We start from the raw sequence: 19455 nt of genomic DNA, 5'->3' as shown, positions 1-19455 counted from the left end.
ATAGAAGGATGTCTAAATTGTAGACATCCTTTTTTTATACATGTAATATTTCTTCAGGAATGAGTAAATCCTCATTGCGAAAACGAAGTAAGACTTGGGCTACTGCCACGACGTCTTTTTCACAATAGGTAACGATGCGATCGATGTCTTTTTCTTTGTAGAACACTTCGCCCACCTGACTTCCATCGATGTCGTCTTTGGAGGTGGGAATGCCTAAAATTTTGGACAATAACTTTAATGACGTATAATGCTTATAATCGCCAAACTTCCATAATTCCATAGTGTCCAAATGCGGAATTTCCCATGGTTTTTTTCCAAATAAATTCAATTTACCCGAAAGCGAAACCCCATTAATAATCATGCGACGGGCAATAAAAGGAATGTCAAATTCTTTGCTATTATGCCCACATAATACATACTGCGGTCCACTAAAATGGTTGTTCAGCAAATTATTAAAGGCGTGCAGTAATTCTTTTTCTTCTCCAAAAAATGAAGTCACCCTAAAATTCCGAATGTCGCCTTTGATTTGAAAATACCCGACAGAAATACACACGATTTTTCCAAATTCGGCCCAAATACCTGCCCGATCATAAAATGCTTCTGGGGAAAATTCATCCCTGCGCTGGTACTGGGTTTTTTGCTCCCAAAGCGTTTGCATTTCGGGATCCATTTGGGTAAAAAATTCTTCTTGTGGAACGGTCTCGATGTCGAGAAACAGTACGTGTTCTAATTTAATTTTGTCTAACATGGCTTATAAATTTTAACCGAAGATACATTATTTTTTGCATTTTTAAAACAAACTTTGTTGAGATTCCCCTTGCTCATGGGTCAGCAACCATTTCTTTCGCCATAATCCTCCTGCATAACCCGTTAAAGTGCCATTGGAACCAATGACGCGATGACATGGAATGATAATCCAAAGTGGATTTTTCCCGTTGGCTGAAGCTACGGCACGAATCGCTTTGGGATCGCCCAACTGCAACGATAATTGTTGGTAGGAAATGGACTTACCAAAGGGAATTTGAAGTAAAGCATTCCAAACTTTTTGCTGAAATTCGGTTCCTTTCGGATTCAGTTTTAATTGAAACTCGGTTCGATTCCCTTCAAAATACTCCGAAAGTTGTTGCACCACCTCCAAAAGTATTGTGGGAATTTCAGCTGTCGCTTCACCTTCTTCCATGATACAAACGGATTGAATACCTTCGGAGTTTCCTGAAATTTTGGCAAATCCTAATGGAGTAGGCATTGTAACGGTTTCAATTGCGCTCATGGCCACAAAATACGGAAAAACGAAGAAGGAATTCTCGCTTTTGTTACGTTTATTACCTCATTTTAGGGTGCCAAACTCATCATGTATTGCTCCAACGCCAACCGTTGCTCGGGTTTCATGTTTTTGGTTATGGCAAAATTAGCTTTCATGATGCTGTACTGCGAAGGGTCGACTATAGGTTCGGATGCTTCGTTCAAAAAAGTAGCAATGCTGGCATTTTTAGCTTTATAAATGGCTACAATTTCCTGAATACTCGGACCTACCACTTTGGTATCTAACTTATGACAGGCTACACAAGTCCCTTCTCCTTCAAACAACGCTTTGCCTTGTTCCGCTAGGGGAAAATCAGCCTTTGTTTTGGTTTCTTCAACCGTCGTTTCTGGATTGACCTCAGGGCTATTGTTGTCGGTTTTCTTTGGATCACTACCGCAAGAAATAATACTGCTGGCAAGCGTTAGCATGCAAAACACATAAATTTTTTTCATGGTTATTTTTTTACACTGAAAAGCTATTTCATTTTTGTAATTTGAAAAAAATGGATTCGCTATTGCCGATGCAACAATAGCGCTGCTTCTTTGGCAAAATAGGTCGAAATCAAACTCGCTCCTGCCCGTTTGATACACATCAATTGCTCCATCATAATCTTGTCGTGATCCAACCAGCCGCGTTCGGCAGCCGCTTTAATCATGGCATATTCCCCAGAAACGTGGAAAACCGTTACGGGAACATTTACTGCATTTTTGACTTCACGCACGATATCCAAGTAGGCAATTCCGGGTTTGACCATCACCATATCCGCGCCTTCTTCTACATCCCAAAGGGCCTCTTTGACGGCTTCAATGCGATTGGCATAATCCATTTGGTAGGTTTTTTTGTCTTTGGGAACTACTACATCGGCTTCTTTGGGAGCGCTATCCAAGGCATCGCGGAAAGGTCCGTAAAACGCTGAAGCGTATTTGGCGGAATAACTCATAATACCCACATGATGAAAACCAGCAGCATCCAACCCTTGTCGAAGACGCAACACTCGACCGTCCATCATATCGCTGGGGGCCACAAAATCGGCGCCCGCTTCGGCATGTGAAACGGCCATTTTCACCAAAGCATCGTTGGTTTCGTCGTTGGCGATATCTCCGTTTTTGATAATTCCATCGTGACCATAGATTGAATACGGATCCAAAGCCACATCGGGCATGACAATCATCTCGGGACAAGCCGCTTTTATGGCACGAATGGCGCGTTGCATCAAACCTTCCGGGTTCCAAGCTTCTTTTCCCGTATTATCTTTCAAGCTTTCATCAACTTTTACATAGATATTTACGGCACGAATTCCCAAAGCAAACAATTCTTTGACTTCTTCCACGGTTAAATCTAACGAACGGCGAAAAATTCCCGGCATGGAGGGAATTTCCGAACGGTAGTTTTCTCCTTCGGCAATAAACATGGGGAACATGAAGTCGGCCGGACTTAATGTCGTTTCGCGAACTAAGGAGCGAATGCTCTCGTTAACACGTAATCTTCTACCTCTTTGTAATGGAAACATAATTTTTTTGTATTTAGCGGTTAGCAATTAGCTTTCAGTAATTAGCAATTAGCTTTCAGCAATTAGTAACTAACCTTTTACTTTGTTCGTCTATAAATTCTTTAAATATAAATAATTACTAGTCACTAATCACTAATCACTAATCACTAATCACTAGTCACTAATCACTAATCACTAGTCACTTCAAACCCACTCCACCGGTTGCGCCAAAACTTCCAACAATCGTGCTTCTTCGCTGCCTGGCTCGGGATGATGATCATACACCCACTGAACATGGGGAGGTAAACTCATTAAAATGGATTCTATCCGCCCGTTGGTTTTGAGTCCGAACAACGTGCCTTTATCGTGTACCAAATTGAATTCGACGTAACGGCCGCGGCGAATTTCCTGCCATGTACGTTGTGCCGCTGAATAGGACAAGTCTTTTCTACGTTCAACGATAGGAACATACGCTTGCAAGAAACTGTTCCCGACTTCGGTAACAAAATCATACCAATCGTTCATGGTATGCTGTTCGTCAGCTTTTAAATAATCAAAAAACAAACCGCCGACGCCACGGGCTTCTTTGCGATGTGTATTCCAAAAATAGGCATCACATTGTTTTTTGTATTTGGGATAAAATGAAGGGTCGTGCGCATCACAGGCGGTTTTACACGTTTGATGAAAATGAATCGCATCTTCATCAAACAAATAATAGGGTGTTAAATCTTGTCCGCCGCCGAACCAACTCTGCATGACTTCTCCTTGGGCATCATACATTTCAAAATAGCGCCAGTTGGCATGTACGGTTGGCACCATTGGATTTTTGGGGTGAATCACCAAACTCAAGCCACAAGCAAAAAAATCGGCTTCACCTACCTTGAATAGTTGCTGCATGGAATCGGGTAATTTGCCATGAACCGCCGAAATATTCACGCCGCCTTTTTCAAAAACCTGACCGTTCTCGATTACGCGTGTTCGACCGCCGCCACCTTCGGGTCGGTCCCAAAGATCTTCTCGAAATTTGGCAGCACCGTCAATGGCTTCGAGACCCGAACAAATCTGATCTTGTAGATTATGGATATAGGATAGAAATTTTTCCTTCATAAAATTTTTAGTTTTCAGTCGCTGTTCACACTGTGTACTGTTCACCGAACACTGCCCACTGATTACTGATTATACTCCTTCACCGCTTCAATAAAGGCTTTGGCATGATCAACCGGAATATTGGGTAGAATGCCGTGGCCAAGATTCACGATGTAATTGTCTTTGCCAAACGCGTCAATCATTTCGTGGACCATTTTTTTGATGGTCGGAATAGGTGACAACAGGCGACTAGGATCGAAATTTCCTTGTAGGGTAATGTTCCCACCGGTTAAATAACGGGCATTTCGCGCCGAGCACGTCCAATCTACTCCTAACGCCGAAGCTTTGGATTTGGCCATCTCGCCTAGGGCAAACCAGCAACCTTTTCCGAATACGATAACTTTAGTTTCTTCGGCCAACGCCTCGACGATTTGGTTGATGTATTTCCATGAAAACTCTTGATAATCGGCTGGAGACAACATGCCGCCCCAAGAATCAAAAATTTGTACTGCATTCACGCCCGCTTTTACTTTTTCTTTTAAGTATAAAATGGTGGTGTCAGTGATTTTTTGTAATAAAGTATGTGCAGCCACGGGATTAGAGAAACAAAATCCTTTGGCGGTATCAAAACTTTTCGACCCTTTTCCTTCTACGGCATAGCAGAAAATCGTCCAGGGCGAACCGGCGAAACCGATTAAAGGCACCTCATCGTTCAACATTTCTTTGGTTAATTTCACGGCATCCATCACGTAGCCTAGAGTTTCCTGAATATTAGGCACAAAAACTTGGTCTACTTGCTCCATCGTACGGATAGGATTCGGGATAATCGGCCCCAAATTGTCTTTGAGTTCGACGTGAATACCCATAGCGCGTGGCACAACCAAAATATCCGAAAACAAAATAGCGGCATCGGGCTGTACAATACGAATCGGTTGTACGGTGATTTCGGCTGCTAATTCAGGTGTTTCGCAACGGGTGAAAAAATCATATTTATCGCGAAGTGCACGGAATTCAGGCAAATAGCGTCCGGCTTGACGCATCATCCACACGGGCGGACGTTCTACTTTTTCGTTATTTAAAGCACTTAAAAAAAGGTCGTTTTTAATCATAATTTATCGTTTAGCCGAATAGTAATTCAGCGTTTAAAATAGTCTATACTGAGTTGTAGCGTGGCCTCCACGGTGGGAGTTGGCGCAATGTGAATATTTTGAGTGACCCCGTGTAATGCGTTAGCTGTTGTGGAGCCAATGCAAAAACAAGGTAGTGTTTCAAGTGTGTTTTTTTCCAAGAAACTTTCTACACCCGACGGACTAAAAAAGAGTACACCATCGATAGGAGTTTCTATTTTTAGGGCTTGATTTTCGGTGGAATACACCACGATTTCACGCAAGTTTTTCCCTTTTTGGATTAAACTTGTAGGCAGTGTATCCATTCGACGGTTTCCGCAAAAGAAATCGAAGTGATCCTCATTAGAATGGATGAGAAAATGAGCCATCGTTTCAGCCGATTCAAAAGTAGCTTTCACAATAAATCCCGCTGTTTCCAGGGCTGCTTTTGTTTTTTCACCCACACAAAAAACAGTATGGTTTTCGGGATGGGCGATTGACTTTTGGGCCACCACACTTTTTACCGCTTGCTGACTCGTGAACAACAGATTGTGTTGCCATTCGGATGTGGGCACGGGTAACAGCTGTACACGAATAAACTCCTGTTCCACCACCGACAGACCTGCTTCCGCCAGCAGTTGGCGTTGGGATTCAGTCAGGGATTTTGTGGACAGTAGGGTAATCATTTTTTCTAAGAACGTTGGAACTTAACTTACTTTTTCAACTGGGCTTTGATGCGTTCCATTAAGGCAGCACCGCCGTTGTCAAGGATTTCTTTGGCACAATGAAACCCTAATTTTTTCCATTCATTGATTGGAAAATTACGTTGAATTTCCAATTTTTCTTTCCCATCGAGGGATAACAAAACGCCGTGGAATTGAATTTCATCTTGGGCTTCATCATATTTTGCTATAGCGCCGATGGGTGCGGAACAACCTCCTTCAAGCGTACGTAAAAATTGACGTTCGATGGCAGTACACACTTCGGTTTCTATATCATTGAGTTGGGCTAAGGCTTCGAGTGCATGATGATCATTTTCCATAGCGACTACCACCATGGCGCCTTGTGCGGGTGCGGGTATCATCCAATCCAAGTTAAGATACGTTTGCGGTTTCAAATTGATACGCTCCAAACCAGCGGCGGCAAAAACGGCACCACTCCAATCGTTATCGTTTAATTTTTGCATTCGGGTGTTGACATTTCCGCGCAGATCCACCACAGTATGTTGGGGATAACGATTGAGCCATTGCGCTTGACGGCGTAAACTTCCCGTGGCAATGGTCGCGGAAGTTTCAAGGAATTCTGTCGACCCTTTATGCACCAAGATATCCAGCACATTGGCACGAGGTAAAACGGCCGCTTGAACAATACCTTGTGGTAAAGCCGTGGGAACATCTTTCATGGAATGCACCGCGATATCCACTTCGCCTTTGATCATGGCGATGTCTAAAGTTTTGGTAAAAATTCCGGTGATCCCAAGTTCGTACAAGGGTTTGTCCAGGACCAAGTCACCTTGGGATTTCACGGCAATAATTTCGGTGCGGTACCCCAGATCGTTCAGCTGTTTTTCTACCGTTTTGGCTTGCCAAAGGGCGAGTTCGCTGTCGCGGGTTCCGATGCGTATGGTTTTACTCATCTTATTTTTCAGAGGATGCCAATTGGAACACTTTTTCTATCCATTCGATACTTTCATCGACGGGCGTGTTTTCATCTTTAAGGTGATTGGCAAAATGGTTGGTAATTTTTTGTATGATGCGAGCGGTAATGATTTCCGCTTGTTCTTCGTCGAAATTGGACATTTTTTTGCGTTGCACGTTCAATTCGCCTTCCTTAATCGCATTTAATTTTGCTTTCAAGGCATGAATGGTTGGTGCAAATTTACGCTGCTTAGTCCAAGCGATGAACTCTTCTTTAATTTCTTCAATAATCGCTTCGGCTGCCGGAATGTGTTGCTTGCGGTTTTCCAAGGTCTCGTCGGTGATTTGCGATAATTGATCCATGTGCACCAAGGTAACTCCCGGAATTTCCATCACATTTTCATGTACATTTTTGGGAATGGACAAATCCAAAATGGTCAACGGTTTTTTCAAATTCAAAATCGCTTTGTCCACAGTTGGATTTTGCGCTCCCGTGGCCACCACCAATACATCGGCATTTTGAATTTCCAATTGGAGGTCGGCGTAATCTTTCACGATAACATTTAATTTACGTGCTAAGCGTTCGGCTTTGTCTTTGGTGCGATTAATTAAAGTGATATGACTGTGTTTGGTGTGTTTGACCAAATTTTCACAGGTATTGCGACCGATTTTACCGGTTCCAAAAAGTAAAATGTTTTTATTTGAAATGTCCTCTACGTTTTTGAAAATGTATTGCACTGCCGCAAATGAAACGGAAGTAGCGCCGGTAGAAATCTCGGTTTCTGTTTTTATTTTTTTGCTGGCTTGAATCACCGAATTGACCAAACGCTCCAAAAAAGCATTGACCAATTGTTCTTCTTTGCTTTGCGCAAAAGCAATTTTCAATTGACTGATAATCTCAAAGTCGCCTAAAATTTGACTATCCAAACCGGTTCCTACACGGAACATGTGATTAATGGCATCAGCCCCTTTGTACACATAGGCCACTTTTTGAAACTCTTCGACCGTTCCGCGGCTGTTCTCACACAACAATTTAATCAATTGAAAAGGATGTTGGGCAAAACCATAAATCTCGGTACGGTTACAGGTAGACGTCACAATTAACGACTCAATATTTTCTTCTTGTGCCTGTTGTAATAGCTTCGCTTGAGCCACGGCATCCAAACTAAAACGACCACGCGTTTCAGCATCGGCTTTCTTGTAGCTCAATCCAATTGCATAAAAGGAGGAATGTTTAATCTTAATTCCGTTTTCCATGTAGGGGCTCTTTCCTAAAAGTTGAACAAAGTTACGGGGTTACTAATTTTAAAAAATAACGCTCTAAGGACTTTTTGTGTCGCTTGATGTAATTTCTAACGCGATTCGAACTTTTTCCGTTATTTATTTTAAATTTGTACCAAACACGGGGCTTTACAACGATATTATGTAGATTCATTCTAAATAAGAAAGTCGCCTTCCGTTGGGTATCATATACGAAAAAATATCGCTATGGGTTCTTTTGAAGAAATAAAAATTGAAGAAGACTTTTTGTTGATCCGTTTTCAAAATGATGGAACAGAGAATTATCCTGTAAAACGCGGGGTATCGCAAGGACTGATTCAGTTTCATTTTGGCTTAAAAGGAAAAGCCAAATTTGTCTTTAACGATGGGAATTATGCCTTGGAGTTAAAGGAAGAAAAGTCATTACTTTTTTACAATCCGCAAAAGGAATTGCCGATTCAATTGGAGGTTTCGCCCAACACCTGGTTGATTTCGATTTTGATTTCCATCAAAAAACTACACAAATTGTTTTCTTCCGATACCGAAAACATTCCGTTTTTGAGCGAAGAAAATATCGATAAGAAGTATTATAAGGAACACAACATCAGTCCGTCGATGGCTATCGTGTTGAGTCAACTATTTCATTACAACCTCAATCCTTCCATCAAAAATCTCTATTATAAAGGTAAAGGATATGAATTGTTGAGTTTGTACTTTAACCGCTCGGAAGATCCGAATGCCGAACAATGTCCGTTTTTGATTGATGAAGAAAATGTATTAAAAATCCGCAAGGCCAAAGAACTCGTAATTGCTAACATGGCCGAACCGCCTGGCTTACAGGAATTGGCCGATCAAGTGGGTTTGAATTTAAAAAAATTAAAAATGGGTTTCAAACAAATCTATGGTGACACGGTGTACGGTTTTTTGTTTGATTACAAAATGGATTATGCCCGAAAACTCTTGGATAGCGGCTCGTACAATGTGAATGAAGTGGGACTCAAAGTAGGCTACAGCACTGGCAGTCATTTTATTGCGGCCTTCAAGAAAAAATTTGGCACCACACCCAAAAAATACTTGATGAGTTTGCAAGTCAACACATAACCAAACAGGGTTGCCAATGTCACCCTTTTTACCACTATCAAAAAAATAAATTTCAATCGTTTAAAAAAATAAATTGCTACACATGAAAGGAGTATTATTAGTCAATCTTGGTTCGCCTGAAAGTCCGACCCCCAAAGATGTTAAGCCGTATTTGGACGAATTTTTAATGGATAAATACGTTATTGACGTTCCTTATTTATTACGCGCTTTGTTGGTACGCGGAATTATTTTGCAAACGCGACCTAAAAAATCAGCTGAGGCGTACAGTCAGATATGGACGGATGAAGGGTCGCCTTTGATTGTGATTTCCAAAAAAATGCACCAAAAGGTGGAAAAACTTGTGGATGTTCCTGTGGCTTTGGCGATGCGTTATGGCACCATGACGATTCAAAAAGGCTTGCAAGAATTGAAAGATAAAGGCGTAACCGATGTCATGTTATTGGCCTTGTACCCACAATATGCTATGGCATCCACCACGACCATTTGGGCTTTGGCCGATGAATTGCAACAAAAGCATTTCCCAGAAATGAAAATCACCAAAGTGCCCGCTTTTTACAATAAGCCCGATTTTATCCAAGCCTTGGCAAATTCGATCAAAAAACATTTGGAAGGTTTTGCATACGATCATTTATTGTTTTCGTACCACGGCATTCCCAAACGCCATATTCGCAAAACGGATGTTACCAAGTCGCATTGTACGATTGACAACAAATGCTGTGTCACGGCTTCACCAGCTCATGAGTTTTGCTACCGTCACCAATGTTATGAAACCACGCGTCAAGTCGTAGAATTATTGGGCATCCCAGAAGGAAAATACAGTCAGACCTTCCAATCGCGTTTGGCCGGTGACAAATGGTTAACACCCTACACCGATGTTGAAATCAACAAAATGCCGAAGAAAGGAATCAAAAAATTAGCCGTAGTTACACCCGCATTTGTGTCGGATTGTTTGGAAACTTTGGAAGAAATTGCCATGCGTGCTAACGAAGAATTTATCGAAAACGGAGGCGAGGAATTTTTTGCCGTACCTTGTTTAAACGATGAAGACGAATGGTGTCAAGTGGTGGCCAATTGGGTCAACGATTGGAAAAACTAAATCTTGTTTTAAGTTACAAGTTAAATAACTTGAAACCTGAAACCTGAAACTTGAAACCTGAAACCTGAAACTTGAAACCTGAAACCCATCCATGGAACTCTACAATAACATTAAGGCCTTGCACTTGATCTTTGTGATCACTTGGTTTGCCGGACTCTTTTACATTGTTCGGTTGTTTGTGTATCAAATAGAAGCACAATCCAAACCTACGCCTGAAAAGGAAATTCTCGGGGCGCAATACAAAATCATGACCTATCGGTTGTGGTATATCATCACGTGGCCTAGTGCAGTGTTGGCGACATTGTTTGCCCTGGTCTTACTGCATTTAAATCCGGAGTGGTTGTACATGCCGTGGATGCAAGTGAAATTAGGATTTGTTGCGCTTCTTTTGGCGTATCATTTAAAATGCCATCAAATTTACAAGCAGTTGCAAAACGACGACACCCGCTATTCCTCCAATTTCATGCGCTTATGGAACGAAGGCGCCACGATTATCTTATTTGCGGTAGTCTTTTTGGTCATTCTAAAAAATGCCATCGACTGGATTTACGGCGTCGTAGGGATAATTGGATTCTCTATACTCATCATGCTCGGTTTCAAGTTTTACAAGAATATTAGAAAGAAAAATAATTCGTGATTTCAGTGAACAGTAAGCAGTAAGCAGTATACAGTAATCAGTATACAGTAATCAGTATACAGTAATCAGTATACAGTAATCAGTATACAGTAATTAGTATACAGTAATCAGTATACAATAATAAAGCAGAAAGCACTATTCAAAAAAATGCATTTTCTACTGCAAAGAATGATAATAAATTAAAATACACACTTTTTTTAACCGCCAAAAAAATACTTATATGCACAGATTTCAAGATTTATTAGCCTATCAAAAAGGCTTTGAACTAGCTATGGAGATATTTGAAATTAGCCGTACGTTTCCGAAAGAGGAAATGTATTCGTTAACGGATCAAATAAGAAGAAGTTCGCGAAGTACCTGTTCAAATATCGCCGAAGCGTATCGAAAAAGAGGTTATCCAAAACATTTTATCAGTAAACTTTCGGATGCAGATACCGAAAATACCGAGACACAATGTTGGTTTGAATTTGCCTTAGAATGCCATTACATTGATCAAAAAACATTTACTTTGTTAGTTGCTAAAAGCAATGAAATTGGGAAGTTGATTGGCTACATGATCATTCACCCAGAAAAATTCGGAGCGAAAAAACTACCTTAGTAAAATTTTACACTGAACACTGAACACTGAACACTGAACACTGAACACTGAACACTGAACACTGAACACTGAACACTGAACACTGAACACTGAACACTGAACACTGAACACTGAACACTGAACACTGAACACTGATGCTAAACTTCAAAATATCCATGCTTTCCCTTCGTATCCGGATTTTCCTGGCGATGATTGTATTGATTTTGATTGCATCGATCTTAATGGCCTCGATTTCGTTGTTTCAGTTCAAAAGTGAGGCGCGAAATTACCATCAAGAGCGTTTGGAGCGCAAGGAAGATGCAGTTCGGGAACACATCAACTATATTTTATCCAACACGACTTACCCGTTAACGGAGAAAAATTTACCGTTAATATTTAAAGATAAAATTCACGAGCTTTCCGATATTCACAGTGTCGAAATTAATATTTACAGTTTAAAAGGAAATTTGTTAAAATCGTCCAAAGCTTCCTTTGCCGTCGATAGCATTTCACCGCCTATTCCAAAATATATATTGAAACTGGTCCAGTCTTCGATTGAGAAACGGTATGTTGACATTAAAAACATGGATGGGTTGAAAATTCGTTCATCGTTTACCCAAATCAAAGACGATCGGTTCAAACCGCTTGGAATCCTTAATCTTCCCTATGTTGAAGACGACAGTATTTACGAGAATGAAATCCAGAATTTCTTGGTACGGTTGAGTCAGGTGTATTTTTTCATGCTAATTATTGCCTTTGCCTTGGCGTATTTCCTTTCCTCTTACATCACCCAATCGCTAAAAACGATTTCGGACAAAATCAATGAAACGAGCTTGAATCAAAAAAATGAGAAAATCATGATTGAAGACAACAGTCGTGAGATAAACTCCTTGATTAAAGCGTACAATGCGATGGTGGACAAACTGGAAGAAAGTGCCTCGATGTTGGCCCAATCCGAACGGGAACAAGCGTGGCGCGAAATGGCGAAACAGGTTGCTCATGAAATCAAAAATCCGTTGACCCCGATGCGTTTAACGGTACAAAGTTTTCAACGAAAATTTGATGAAAACGATCCGAATTTACGACAGAAACTCAACGATTACACCAAAACCTTAATTCAACAAATCGATACGATGACGGCAGTGGCTTCGGCGTTTTCTAACTTTGCCTCGATGCCTGCACAGCAAAATGAAACACTCAATGTGGTTGAAGTTGTAGAGTTTTCCCTAGATATTTTTAATGAAGAATTTATTGAGTTTCAGTCTGCCGAACCAGAAATCATCACGGTCATGGACCGCACGCAACTCATTCGTATTATTACCAATTTGGTCAAAAATGCCATTCAAGCCATTCCAGAAATTCAAGAGGAAAAACGAATTCAAGTTAGCGTATACCAAAATTGGGAAGGGGTGGTTATTTTGGTCAAAGACAATGGCGTTGGAATTGACCCTGATTATCAAGAGCGAATCTTTGAACCTAAGTTCACTACCAAAACGAGCGGCATGGGACTCGGGTTGGGGATTATTAAAAATATTATTGAAAATTATAAAGGAACCATTACTTTTGAGTCCGAATCCCATAAAGGCACTACCTTTAAAGTAACATTACCGCGCATAAATCCTTAAAAAAATATACCTATGACATTTGAAAATATTCTCGTAGCCACGGAAGGTCATTTGGCTACCCTCACCATCAACCGTCCGAGCAAACTTAATGCATTGAACAAAGCAACGATTCAAGAATTGCACGATGCCTTAGCCCAATTGGATGCCGAAGCGACGATCAAAGCGATTATTTTGACTGGATCGGGTGAAAAAGCCTTTGTTGCAGGTGCTGATATCTCTGAATTTGCCCATTTCTCTATTGAAGAGGGCGCGCAATTGGCGGCTTTAGGACAAGAAATCCTATTTGATTTTGTCGAAAACATGAAAACGCCCGTCATTGCAGCAGTGAATGGTTTTGCTTTGGGTGGCGGATTGGAATTGGCGATGGCTTGCCATTTTCGAATTGCTTCCGACAATGCCAAAATGGGCTTACCCGAAGTGACTTTAGGGGTGATTCCAGGCTATGGCGGAACACAACGTTTACCCCAATTGGTGGGTAAAGGGCGCGCCATGGAAATGATTATGACGGCGGGAATGATTGATGCCGAAACGGCAAAAAGTTATGGTTTAGTCAATCATGTTGTTCCCCAAGCCGAATTGTTAGAATTCACTAAAGACATTGCAAGCAAAATCACAAAAAATTCACCTGTAGCCATTAGTTATGCCATCAAAGCGGTGAATGCAGGGTTGATAGATACCAAAGAAGGATTCAAAACCGAAATCAAGTCGTTTGGAAAATGTTTTGGAACCGAAGATTTTAAAGAGGGAACAACAGCGTTCTTAGAAAAACGCAAAGCTACTTTCCCAGGAAAATAATACCTAATTTAAACTATATGAAAAAAATTCTATGCATTGCCTTTCTGGCATTTACTGTTTTAAGCTGCAGTAAAAATGACAATGATGAAGCCCAAGCACCGTCCATTGTGGGCAAATGGCAATTTACGCAAGAAGGCAGTATCGTTAACAATCAAGAAATTTTAGAACCTTATGAGCATTCTCCGGGTTGTGTGAAAGACTTTTCAGAAATTGCAGCTAATGGAGCACTTCGGGATCATTATTATGATTTGGATTGTGAGGAAACAATTGATATTGGCGTTTGGACCAAAAACAACAATACCTTTACCATTACGTATGCCGACAACAGCTCGGTAACAGGGGAAATCCTACTACTCAATGCGACTACATTAAAAGTACGATTTGATATTGGGGGAGTTCCTTACCTCTCGGTGTTGACCCGAATCCCTTAAACAAATAAAAAGAGAACCTCATCGGTTCTCTTTTTTTATCCTTTTTATTATTTTCGCCAATATTCGTTTTTGAATAAACGCCGAAATTTAATCCACGTAAATCAAAAAACTTTAATTTATGAAAAAACTAATCAACCTTTTTTCTTTACTTTTTCTTACTTATTCCAGTGTAGCACAAGATCTTAAATTTAAATGGAATAAAAGTGACATTTTTAAAGATAGCTTCAAAAACTCCGAATTGTATTTTGCTGAAAATGATAGAAAAGGAGGAGTAATTATGATTCGTTCTTATGATGGTGGTCCATTTAGCAATGGTTATGGTTATTATTTTGAACACTATGACACCAACATGAAATTAGTAAAAGAGTATGACTTTAATCCAAAAGCAGAAAAAAACATAAAGCAATGTAATGTACTGGGCATGATAAGTAGTGGTGATAAAATCCATATTATTATGTTTCAATATAATAAACAGGAAGGGGTATATCAATGTATGGCCATGACTACTCCTTTTAATGAATTTAATTTTGAATCGCGTGAATTGTTTCGCGTTGAATCGGAACAAATAAAAGGGTTTGAAGTTTTAAGTTTATCGAATTTTGATGAAGATTCTGGGGCAAGTATGATTGTAAACCAAGATAAAACTGCTTTTGCTATAACGGTTGACATCAACAACACTGGAATGGAGACGCATAAAATAGTGATGTTTGATAACAACTTAAATAAAAAAATTGACCATGTGTTTAAAAAAGAAATTAAAGACCGCAAATTTGAGTACGAAAACATCGATGTTTCCAAGGATGGGAAAACATTATATATCTTAGGAAAAGTACATACTAAGGATGCCAAAAAGAAGAAAGAAGGAGGTAAATATGAATATGAAATCACGCGAATTACCAACGATTCCGAAATCTCTCAAACCATTGAAACTAATACCTATTTTGCTCCAAGCTTAAAAGCTATTGCATTTGAGGATCGAATTGCTTGTGTCGGTTTTTACTCCGAACGAAAAGACACCCGTTTCAAAGGAATTTGCTACTTCGATTTAGATCCATTGAATTTGACGGTAAAAAAATCAAAGTTCAATCCCTTTACAGAACAATTTATGATTGACAAGTATGGTGAAAATAGAGATAAAGAATTAAAAAACTTAATCTTTAAAAATATCACGATTACCGCTACAAATGATATTATTTTCAATGCGGAAGAGTATTATTTAACCCCCTACACTGTATTTACAGCAAATGGGGGCACTGCTGTTAGATCATTAGCACACTACGATGACATTGTTTGTGCCCGAATCAATACTTCAGGCGAAATGGTCTGGGCTAGAAATATAAACAAACGGGAAGTTACAAATTACAGATCATCATTTATTTCGTATTGCACTACGGTCCTCGGAAATGATGCTTATTTTTATATTAACGCAGGTGAAAACATTTACAATCTTGGTCAAGACCGCATTCAATTTGTACAAACGAAAGCTCAAAAATCAAACCTCTTTGTAATTAAACTTAACGAAAATGGGGGTATTAGTTATAGTAAAGTTTTAGACAATGAAAACATTGAAGTCCCATTAATGGTTTCTAATGGTGTATTCTCTAATCGTTCCGTTTTCATTTTGGGACAAAAAGGAAAAAAGAAACAACTTTTAAAAGTAGAAATAGAGAACTAAAAAAGAGAACCTCATCGGTTCTCTTTTTTATTTTTCTCCGTCCCATTCGGCATAAAATTGGGCTAAAAAAACTTCCATAAATCGATGGCGGTCTTCGGCCATTTTTTTTCCTGTAGCGGTATTCATTCGGTCTTTCAATAAGAGGAGTTTTTCATAAAAATGATTAAGCGTCGGAGCCTGACTCGCCTTATATTCTTCTTTAGTCATGTGCAGGTTGGGCGCAATGGCGGGATCATACAACGGTCGGTTTTTGAACCCCCCATAATTGAACGTTCGGGCAATCCCAATGGCGCCAATGGCATCCAAACGGTCGGCATCTTGCACGATATCCAATTCTAAAGAAGAAAACGTCCTGTCGGTTTTTCCGCCTTTGAATGAAATATTTTCGATGATTTTTACCACATGATCAATGGTAGCTTCATCGGAGTGCTGACTTTCTAAAAAAGTTCGCGCCGTTTTGGGGCCAATGCTTTCATCACCACCGTGGAATTTACTATCGGCAATGTCATGCAGTAAAGCGGCCAATTGTACTACTTCCCGATGGCAATTTTCGTGTTCGGCGATACGAAGGGCATTTCGATAAACCCGTTCAATATGAAACCAATCGTGCCCTGCTTCGGCACCTTCTAGCTGTTGTTTTACAAAAATAATCGTCGCGTCAACAATCCCCATTTTATATCGCTAAAGCCGGTTGTACCCACTTGAATTTTTTGGTTTCATCTGGCAAAACCAATCGTTCAGAAATACGCGCCATACGATCGGGTAATTTCATCAAATAATCACGAGCGCGTTCGGCTTCATCGGTTAGACTGGTTATTTTGTCAATTTCCCAAGTCGCAATTAATTTGCGTAAAATATCCACATAATCGTTGGCGGTGTATACTCCGATTTTTTGCGCTGAATTTGAAAACTCCTCAAAAGCAGAACTAATTTTCTCTCCCGATTCCCGCAAGAAGTGAGCAGGCATCGTGATTTTTTGTTTCATCATGTATTGAAACGCCAACATCATTTCGCTGGGGTCTACTTTAAAAATACGGCTTACAAATTCGCTATACGCCAAATGGTGACGCATTTCATCTCCAGCGACCATTTTACACAAACGCGATAACTTTTTATCGCCAAACTCTTTGGCCAATTGCGATACCCGGTTGTGCGAAATATAAGTAGCCAGTTCTTGAAAACTGGTGTAGACAAAGTTCTTGTAGGGATCTTTCCCGGTTCCGATATCAAAGCCGTCATTGATTAAATGCTGGGTGGTTACTTCCACTTCACGCATATTAACACGACCCGAGAGGTATAAATATTTATTCAAAGCATCACCATGACGGTTCTCTTCCCCTGTCCAATGCCGTACCCATTTGGACCAGCCATTTCGCCCTTCATTGTCAACACCTTCTACTTCCATTAACCACGATTCATAAGTGGGTAAAGCTTCTTCGGTGATGGTATCGCCCACCATGACAACCCAGAAATCATAAGGTAAATCATTGGCAATTTCACGCAATTCACGCACTTCTTCAATAAAATTCTCTTTTTGAGAATCGGGCAACAAATCGGTAGGTTGCCAAATTTTTTCAACAGGAACAAGGTATTCGTCAACAAAGTTATCGATGCTTTTTTCAAGGAATTGCATCACTTCCAATCGGATGTTTTTAATAGACATTATAGGTAATTGTGAATTATGAATTATGAGTTATGAATTATGAGTTATGAGTTATGAATTGAACCGGTAACGGCTTGTTGTGTTTTTTCAAATAAAGTAGGAAAGTCGTACGCACTTACCGCTAAAGGTTCATGAATAATGAACTTTAAATGATTGCCCAAGCCCATGGGGAACGCACCAAACTTGGTCATTTTCCACGAATTGTTAATAGTGATGGGGACTATATACGCATGGGGAGCAAACTTGCATAGTATTTTTAAGCCGTTTTCTGAAAATGGTTTGGGTGCGCCCGTTTTGCTTCGCGTTCCTTCGGGAAAAATAACGGCAGATCGGTGGTGCTTTTCAATGTATTCGCTCAATCCTTTGATTGTTGGTAAGGCTTGTTTGGGGTCTTTACGGTCAATTAAAACCGAGCCGCCATGACGTAAATTGTAGGAAACCGAAGGGATTCCTTTTCCGAGTTCCTTCTTGCTGACAAACTTGGCATGATGCGCTCGTAGGTACCAAATAATTCCAATAATATCAAACAAACTTTGATGGTTGGCTACAAAGATAATCGGGGCATTTTGGGGAACTTGAGATCGGTTATAAAATGTCCAACGTGTGCCTAAAATTCGGGTGCAACCGATCAAAACCCAATTTAAATAATCGACACTTTTTTTATGGGCCTGGTAACCAAAAACGTTAAAGCAAATCCACTGTATCGGATGGAAAATCACCAGCGTTAGTCCAAAACAAAGGTAATAGACTACAGAGATGGGATACGAAATCAGTTTTTCCATGTGAAAAAAAATTGATTGTAAAAGTACGGGTTCTCGTTGTTTAAAACTACTTTTGAGAAAACTAATTTAGTCCTGAAAAAATAGTTACTTTTACGGCTTTAACAGCCTTTAATTTTTATGTAAAATGAGTTCAGAAAAAGAAGCAAAATTGAAAGCGTTACAGCTGACGTTAGACAAGCTGGACAAGACCTACGGTAAAGGTACCGTAATGAAAATGGGAGACAAAGCGGTGGAAGAAGTCGAAGTGATTCCATCCGGTTCGTTGGGATTGGACCTTGCCTTAGGGGTAAATGGGTATCCAAAGGGTCGTATTATTGAAATCTATGGACCAGAGTCGTCGGGTAAAACTACGCTGACTTTGCATGCCATTGCCGAAGCACAAAAAGCAGGGGGCATTGCCGCGTTTATTGATGCGGAACATGCGTTTGACCGTCATTACGCGGCCAATTTGGGGGTAGATATTGAAAACTTGATTATTTCGCAACCCGATAATGGGGAACAAGCATTGGAAATCGCCGAGAACTTAATTCGTTCGGGAGCCATCGACATCGTGGTGATCGACTCGGTCGCTGCCTTGACTCCAAAAAGTGAAATCGAAGGAGAAATGGGTGATTCCAAGATGGGATTACATGCTCGATTGATGTCGCAAGCTTTGCGTAAATTGACAGCAACCATCAGCAAAACCCATTGTACGGTTTTCTTCATCAACCAGTTGCGTGAAAAAATCGGGGTAATGTTTGGAAATCCCGAAACGACAACAGGAGGAAATGCCTTGAAGTTTTATGCTTCAGTGCGTTTGGACATCCGTCGTTCTTCACAAATTAAGGATGGTGAAAATGTATTGGGGAACCGTACCAAAGTAAAAGTGGTAAAAAACAAAGTAGCGCCTCCGTTCAAAACGGCTGAATTTGACATTATGTATGGCGAGGGCGTTTCCAAAACGGGTGAAATCTTAGATTTAGCCGTCGAGTTTGAAATTATCAAAAAATCAGGCTCTTGGTTCAGTTATGGTGACACCAAATTGGGACAAGGTCGCGATGCGGTGAAATTGTTGATTAAAGACAATCCCGAATTGGCCGAGGAATTGGAACAAAAAATCAAAGACCTCATCAAAGAACAAGCCGATTAATTTGGCCTAAGAGTCCCGGTTTGAAAAAATCGGGATTTTTTTTGATCTTCACGCAACCTTTTG

21 protein-coding genes are annotated in these 19455 nt (G+C 40.3%); 9 read left to right on the top strand and 12 right to left on the bottom strand.

The genetic code is table 11. The features are described 5' to 3' along the window. Positions 1-34 precede the first annotated feature (34 nt). The 9 genes from BUC17_RS00670 to hemA all read right to left on the bottom strand — a co-directional run bounded on the left by BUC17_RS00670 (position 35) and on the right by hemA (position 7878). Complete coding sequence (locus BUC17_RS00670; protein ID WP_073360409.1) at positions 35-748, bottom strand: 3'-5' exonuclease; 714 nt, start codon at positions 746-748, stop codon at positions 35-37. 42 nt (positions 749-790) lie between these two features. Further along, the gene (locus tag BUC17_RS00665; RefSeq protein WP_073361166.1) at positions 791-1261 is read right to left on the bottom strand and encodes a methylated-DNA--[protein]-cysteine S-methyltransferase; all 471 of its coding nucleotides are present in this window, start codon (positions 1259-1261) and stop codon (positions 791-793) included. A 71-nt stretch (positions 1262-1332) separates the two neighbouring features. Then, a complete protein-coding gene (locus tag BUC17_RS00660; RefSeq protein WP_073360407.1) occupies positions 1333-1755 on the bottom strand; it encodes a c-type cytochrome in 423 nt (140 codons plus the stop codon). Between the two features lie 59 nt (positions 1756-1814). Next, positions 1815-2813 (bottom strand): porphobilinogen synthase, encoded by a 999-nt coding sequence (gene hemB, locus BUC17_RS00655; RefSeq protein WP_073360404.1) that lies wholly within the window; start codon positions 2811-2813, stop codon positions 1815-1817. Positions 2814-2996: 183 nt separating this feature from the next. Then, a complete protein-coding gene (gene hemF / locus BUC17_RS00650; protein WP_073360402.1) occupies positions 2997-3899 on the bottom strand; it encodes an oxygen-dependent coproporphyrinogen oxidase in 903 nt (300 codons plus the stop codon). 62 nt (positions 3900-3961) lie between these two features. Then, a complete protein-coding gene (gene hemE / locus BUC17_RS00645) occupies positions 3962-4987 on the bottom strand; it encodes a uroporphyrinogen decarboxylase (RefSeq protein ID WP_073360400.1) in 1026 nt (341 codons plus the stop codon). Positions 4988-5013: 26 nt separating this feature from the next. Further along, the gene (locus BUC17_RS00640) at positions 5014-5670 is read right to left on the bottom strand and encodes a uroporphyrinogen-III synthase (RefSeq protein ID WP_073360398.1); all 657 of its coding nucleotides are present in this window, start codon (positions 5668-5670) and stop codon (positions 5014-5016) included. A 26-nt stretch (positions 5671-5696) separates the two neighbouring features. Next, entirely contained in the window at positions 5697-6620 is a 924-nt protein-coding gene (hemC, locus tag BUC17_RS00635) for a hydroxymethylbilane synthase (RefSeq protein WP_073360396.1), read from the bottom strand. Between the two features lies 1 nt (position 6621). Beyond that, positions 6622-7878, bottom strand: coding sequence for a glutamyl-tRNA reductase (gene hemA / locus BUC17_RS00630; RefSeq protein ID WP_073360394.1), 1257 nt, complete (start codon positions 7876-7878; stop codon positions 6622-6624). A gap of 231 nt (positions 7879-8109) precedes the next feature. Here hemA and BUC17_RS00625 point away from each other — a divergent pair, with 231 nt between their 5' ends. The 8 genes from BUC17_RS00625 (at position 8110) to BUC17_RS00590 (ending at position 15818) form a co-directional block, all read left to right on the top strand. Then, complete coding sequence (locus tag BUC17_RS00625) at positions 8110-8982, top strand: helix-turn-helix domain-containing protein (RefSeq protein ID WP_073360392.1); 873 nt, start codon at positions 8110-8112, stop codon at positions 8980-8982. A gap of 82 nt (positions 8983-9064) precedes the next feature. Further along, positions 9065-10078 carry a ferrochelatase gene (hemH, locus tag BUC17_RS00620; protein ID WP_073360390.1) on the top strand — a complete coding sequence of 338 codons (1014 nt, stop codon included), beginning with the start codon at positions 9065-9067 and terminating at the stop codon, positions 10076-10078. A 91-nt stretch (positions 10079-10169) separates the two neighbouring features. Continuing rightward, positions 10170-10715 carry a CopD family protein gene (locus BUC17_RS00615; protein ID WP_073360388.1) on the top strand — a complete coding sequence of 182 codons (546 nt, stop codon included), beginning with the start codon at positions 10170-10172 and terminating at the stop codon, positions 10713-10715. 220 nt (positions 10716-10935) lie between these two features. Continuing rightward, positions 10936-11313 (top strand): four helix bundle protein, encoded by a 378-nt coding sequence (locus BUC17_RS00610; protein ID WP_073360386.1) that lies wholly within the window; start codon positions 10936-10938, stop codon positions 11311-11313. A gap of 188 nt (positions 11314-11501) precedes the next feature. Then, entirely contained in the window at positions 11502-12917 is a 1416-nt protein-coding gene (locus tag BUC17_RS00605) for a sensor histidine kinase (RefSeq protein ID WP_073360383.1), read from the top strand. A gap of 12 nt (positions 12918-12929) precedes the next feature. Continuing rightward, positions 12930-13712, top strand: coding sequence for an enoyl-CoA hydratase/isomerase family protein (locus BUC17_RS00600; RefSeq protein WP_073360381.1), 783 nt, complete (start codon positions 12930-12932; stop codon positions 13710-13712). A 17-nt stretch (positions 13713-13729) separates the two neighbouring features. Further along, on the top strand, positions 13730-14143 hold the full coding sequence (locus tag BUC17_RS00595) for a lipocalin-like domain-containing protein (RefSeq protein ID WP_073360379.1): 414 nt from the start codon (positions 13730-13732) through the stop codon (positions 14141-14143). A 118-nt stretch (positions 14144-14261) separates the two neighbouring features. Further along, positions 14262-15818, top strand: coding sequence for a hypothetical protein (locus BUC17_RS00590; RefSeq protein WP_073360377.1), 1557 nt, complete (start codon positions 14262-14264; stop codon positions 15816-15818). Between the two features lie 27 nt (positions 15819-15845). Here the strand turns inward: BUC17_RS00590 and BUC17_RS00585 are convergent, their stop codons facing one another. From BUC17_RS00585 to BUC17_RS00575, 3 genes are read right to left on the bottom strand one after another with little or no spacing between them, the layout of a single operon-like run. Beyond that, positions 15846-16490 (bottom strand): HD domain-containing protein, encoded by a 645-nt coding sequence (locus BUC17_RS00585; protein ID WP_073360375.1) that lies wholly within the window; start codon positions 16488-16490, stop codon positions 15846-15848. A gap of 1 nt (position 16491) precedes the next feature. Beyond that, positions 16492-17481, bottom strand: a complete 990-nt coding sequence (locus tag BUC17_RS00580) for an acyl-ACP desaturase (protein ID WP_073360373.1) — start codon at positions 17479-17481, stop codon at positions 16492-16494. 44 nt (positions 17482-17525) lie between these two features. Beyond that, on the bottom strand, positions 17526-18263 hold the full coding sequence (locus BUC17_RS00575) for a lysophospholipid acyltransferase family protein (protein WP_073360371.1): 738 nt from the start codon (positions 18261-18263) through the stop codon (positions 17526-17528). A gap of 124 nt (positions 18264-18387) precedes the next feature. Between BUC17_RS00575 and recA the strand changes: the two genes are divergently transcribed. Then, positions 18388-19392 carry a recombinase RecA gene (gene recA, locus BUC17_RS00570; protein ID WP_073360369.1) on the top strand — a complete coding sequence of 335 codons (1005 nt, stop codon included), beginning with the start codon at positions 18388-18390 and terminating at the stop codon, positions 19390-19392. The last annotated feature ends 63 nt before the right edge of the window (positions 19393-19455 follow it).

This window comes from Flavobacterium fontis (assembly GCF_900129405.1).
Taxonomy (GTDB): Bacteria; Bacteroidota; Bacteroidia; order Flavobacteriales; family Flavobacteriaceae; genus Flavobacterium; species Flavobacterium fontis.
The sequence above is the reverse complement of the archived record's forward strand: the minus strand, read 5'-3'. Positions and strand labels throughout refer to the sequence as shown.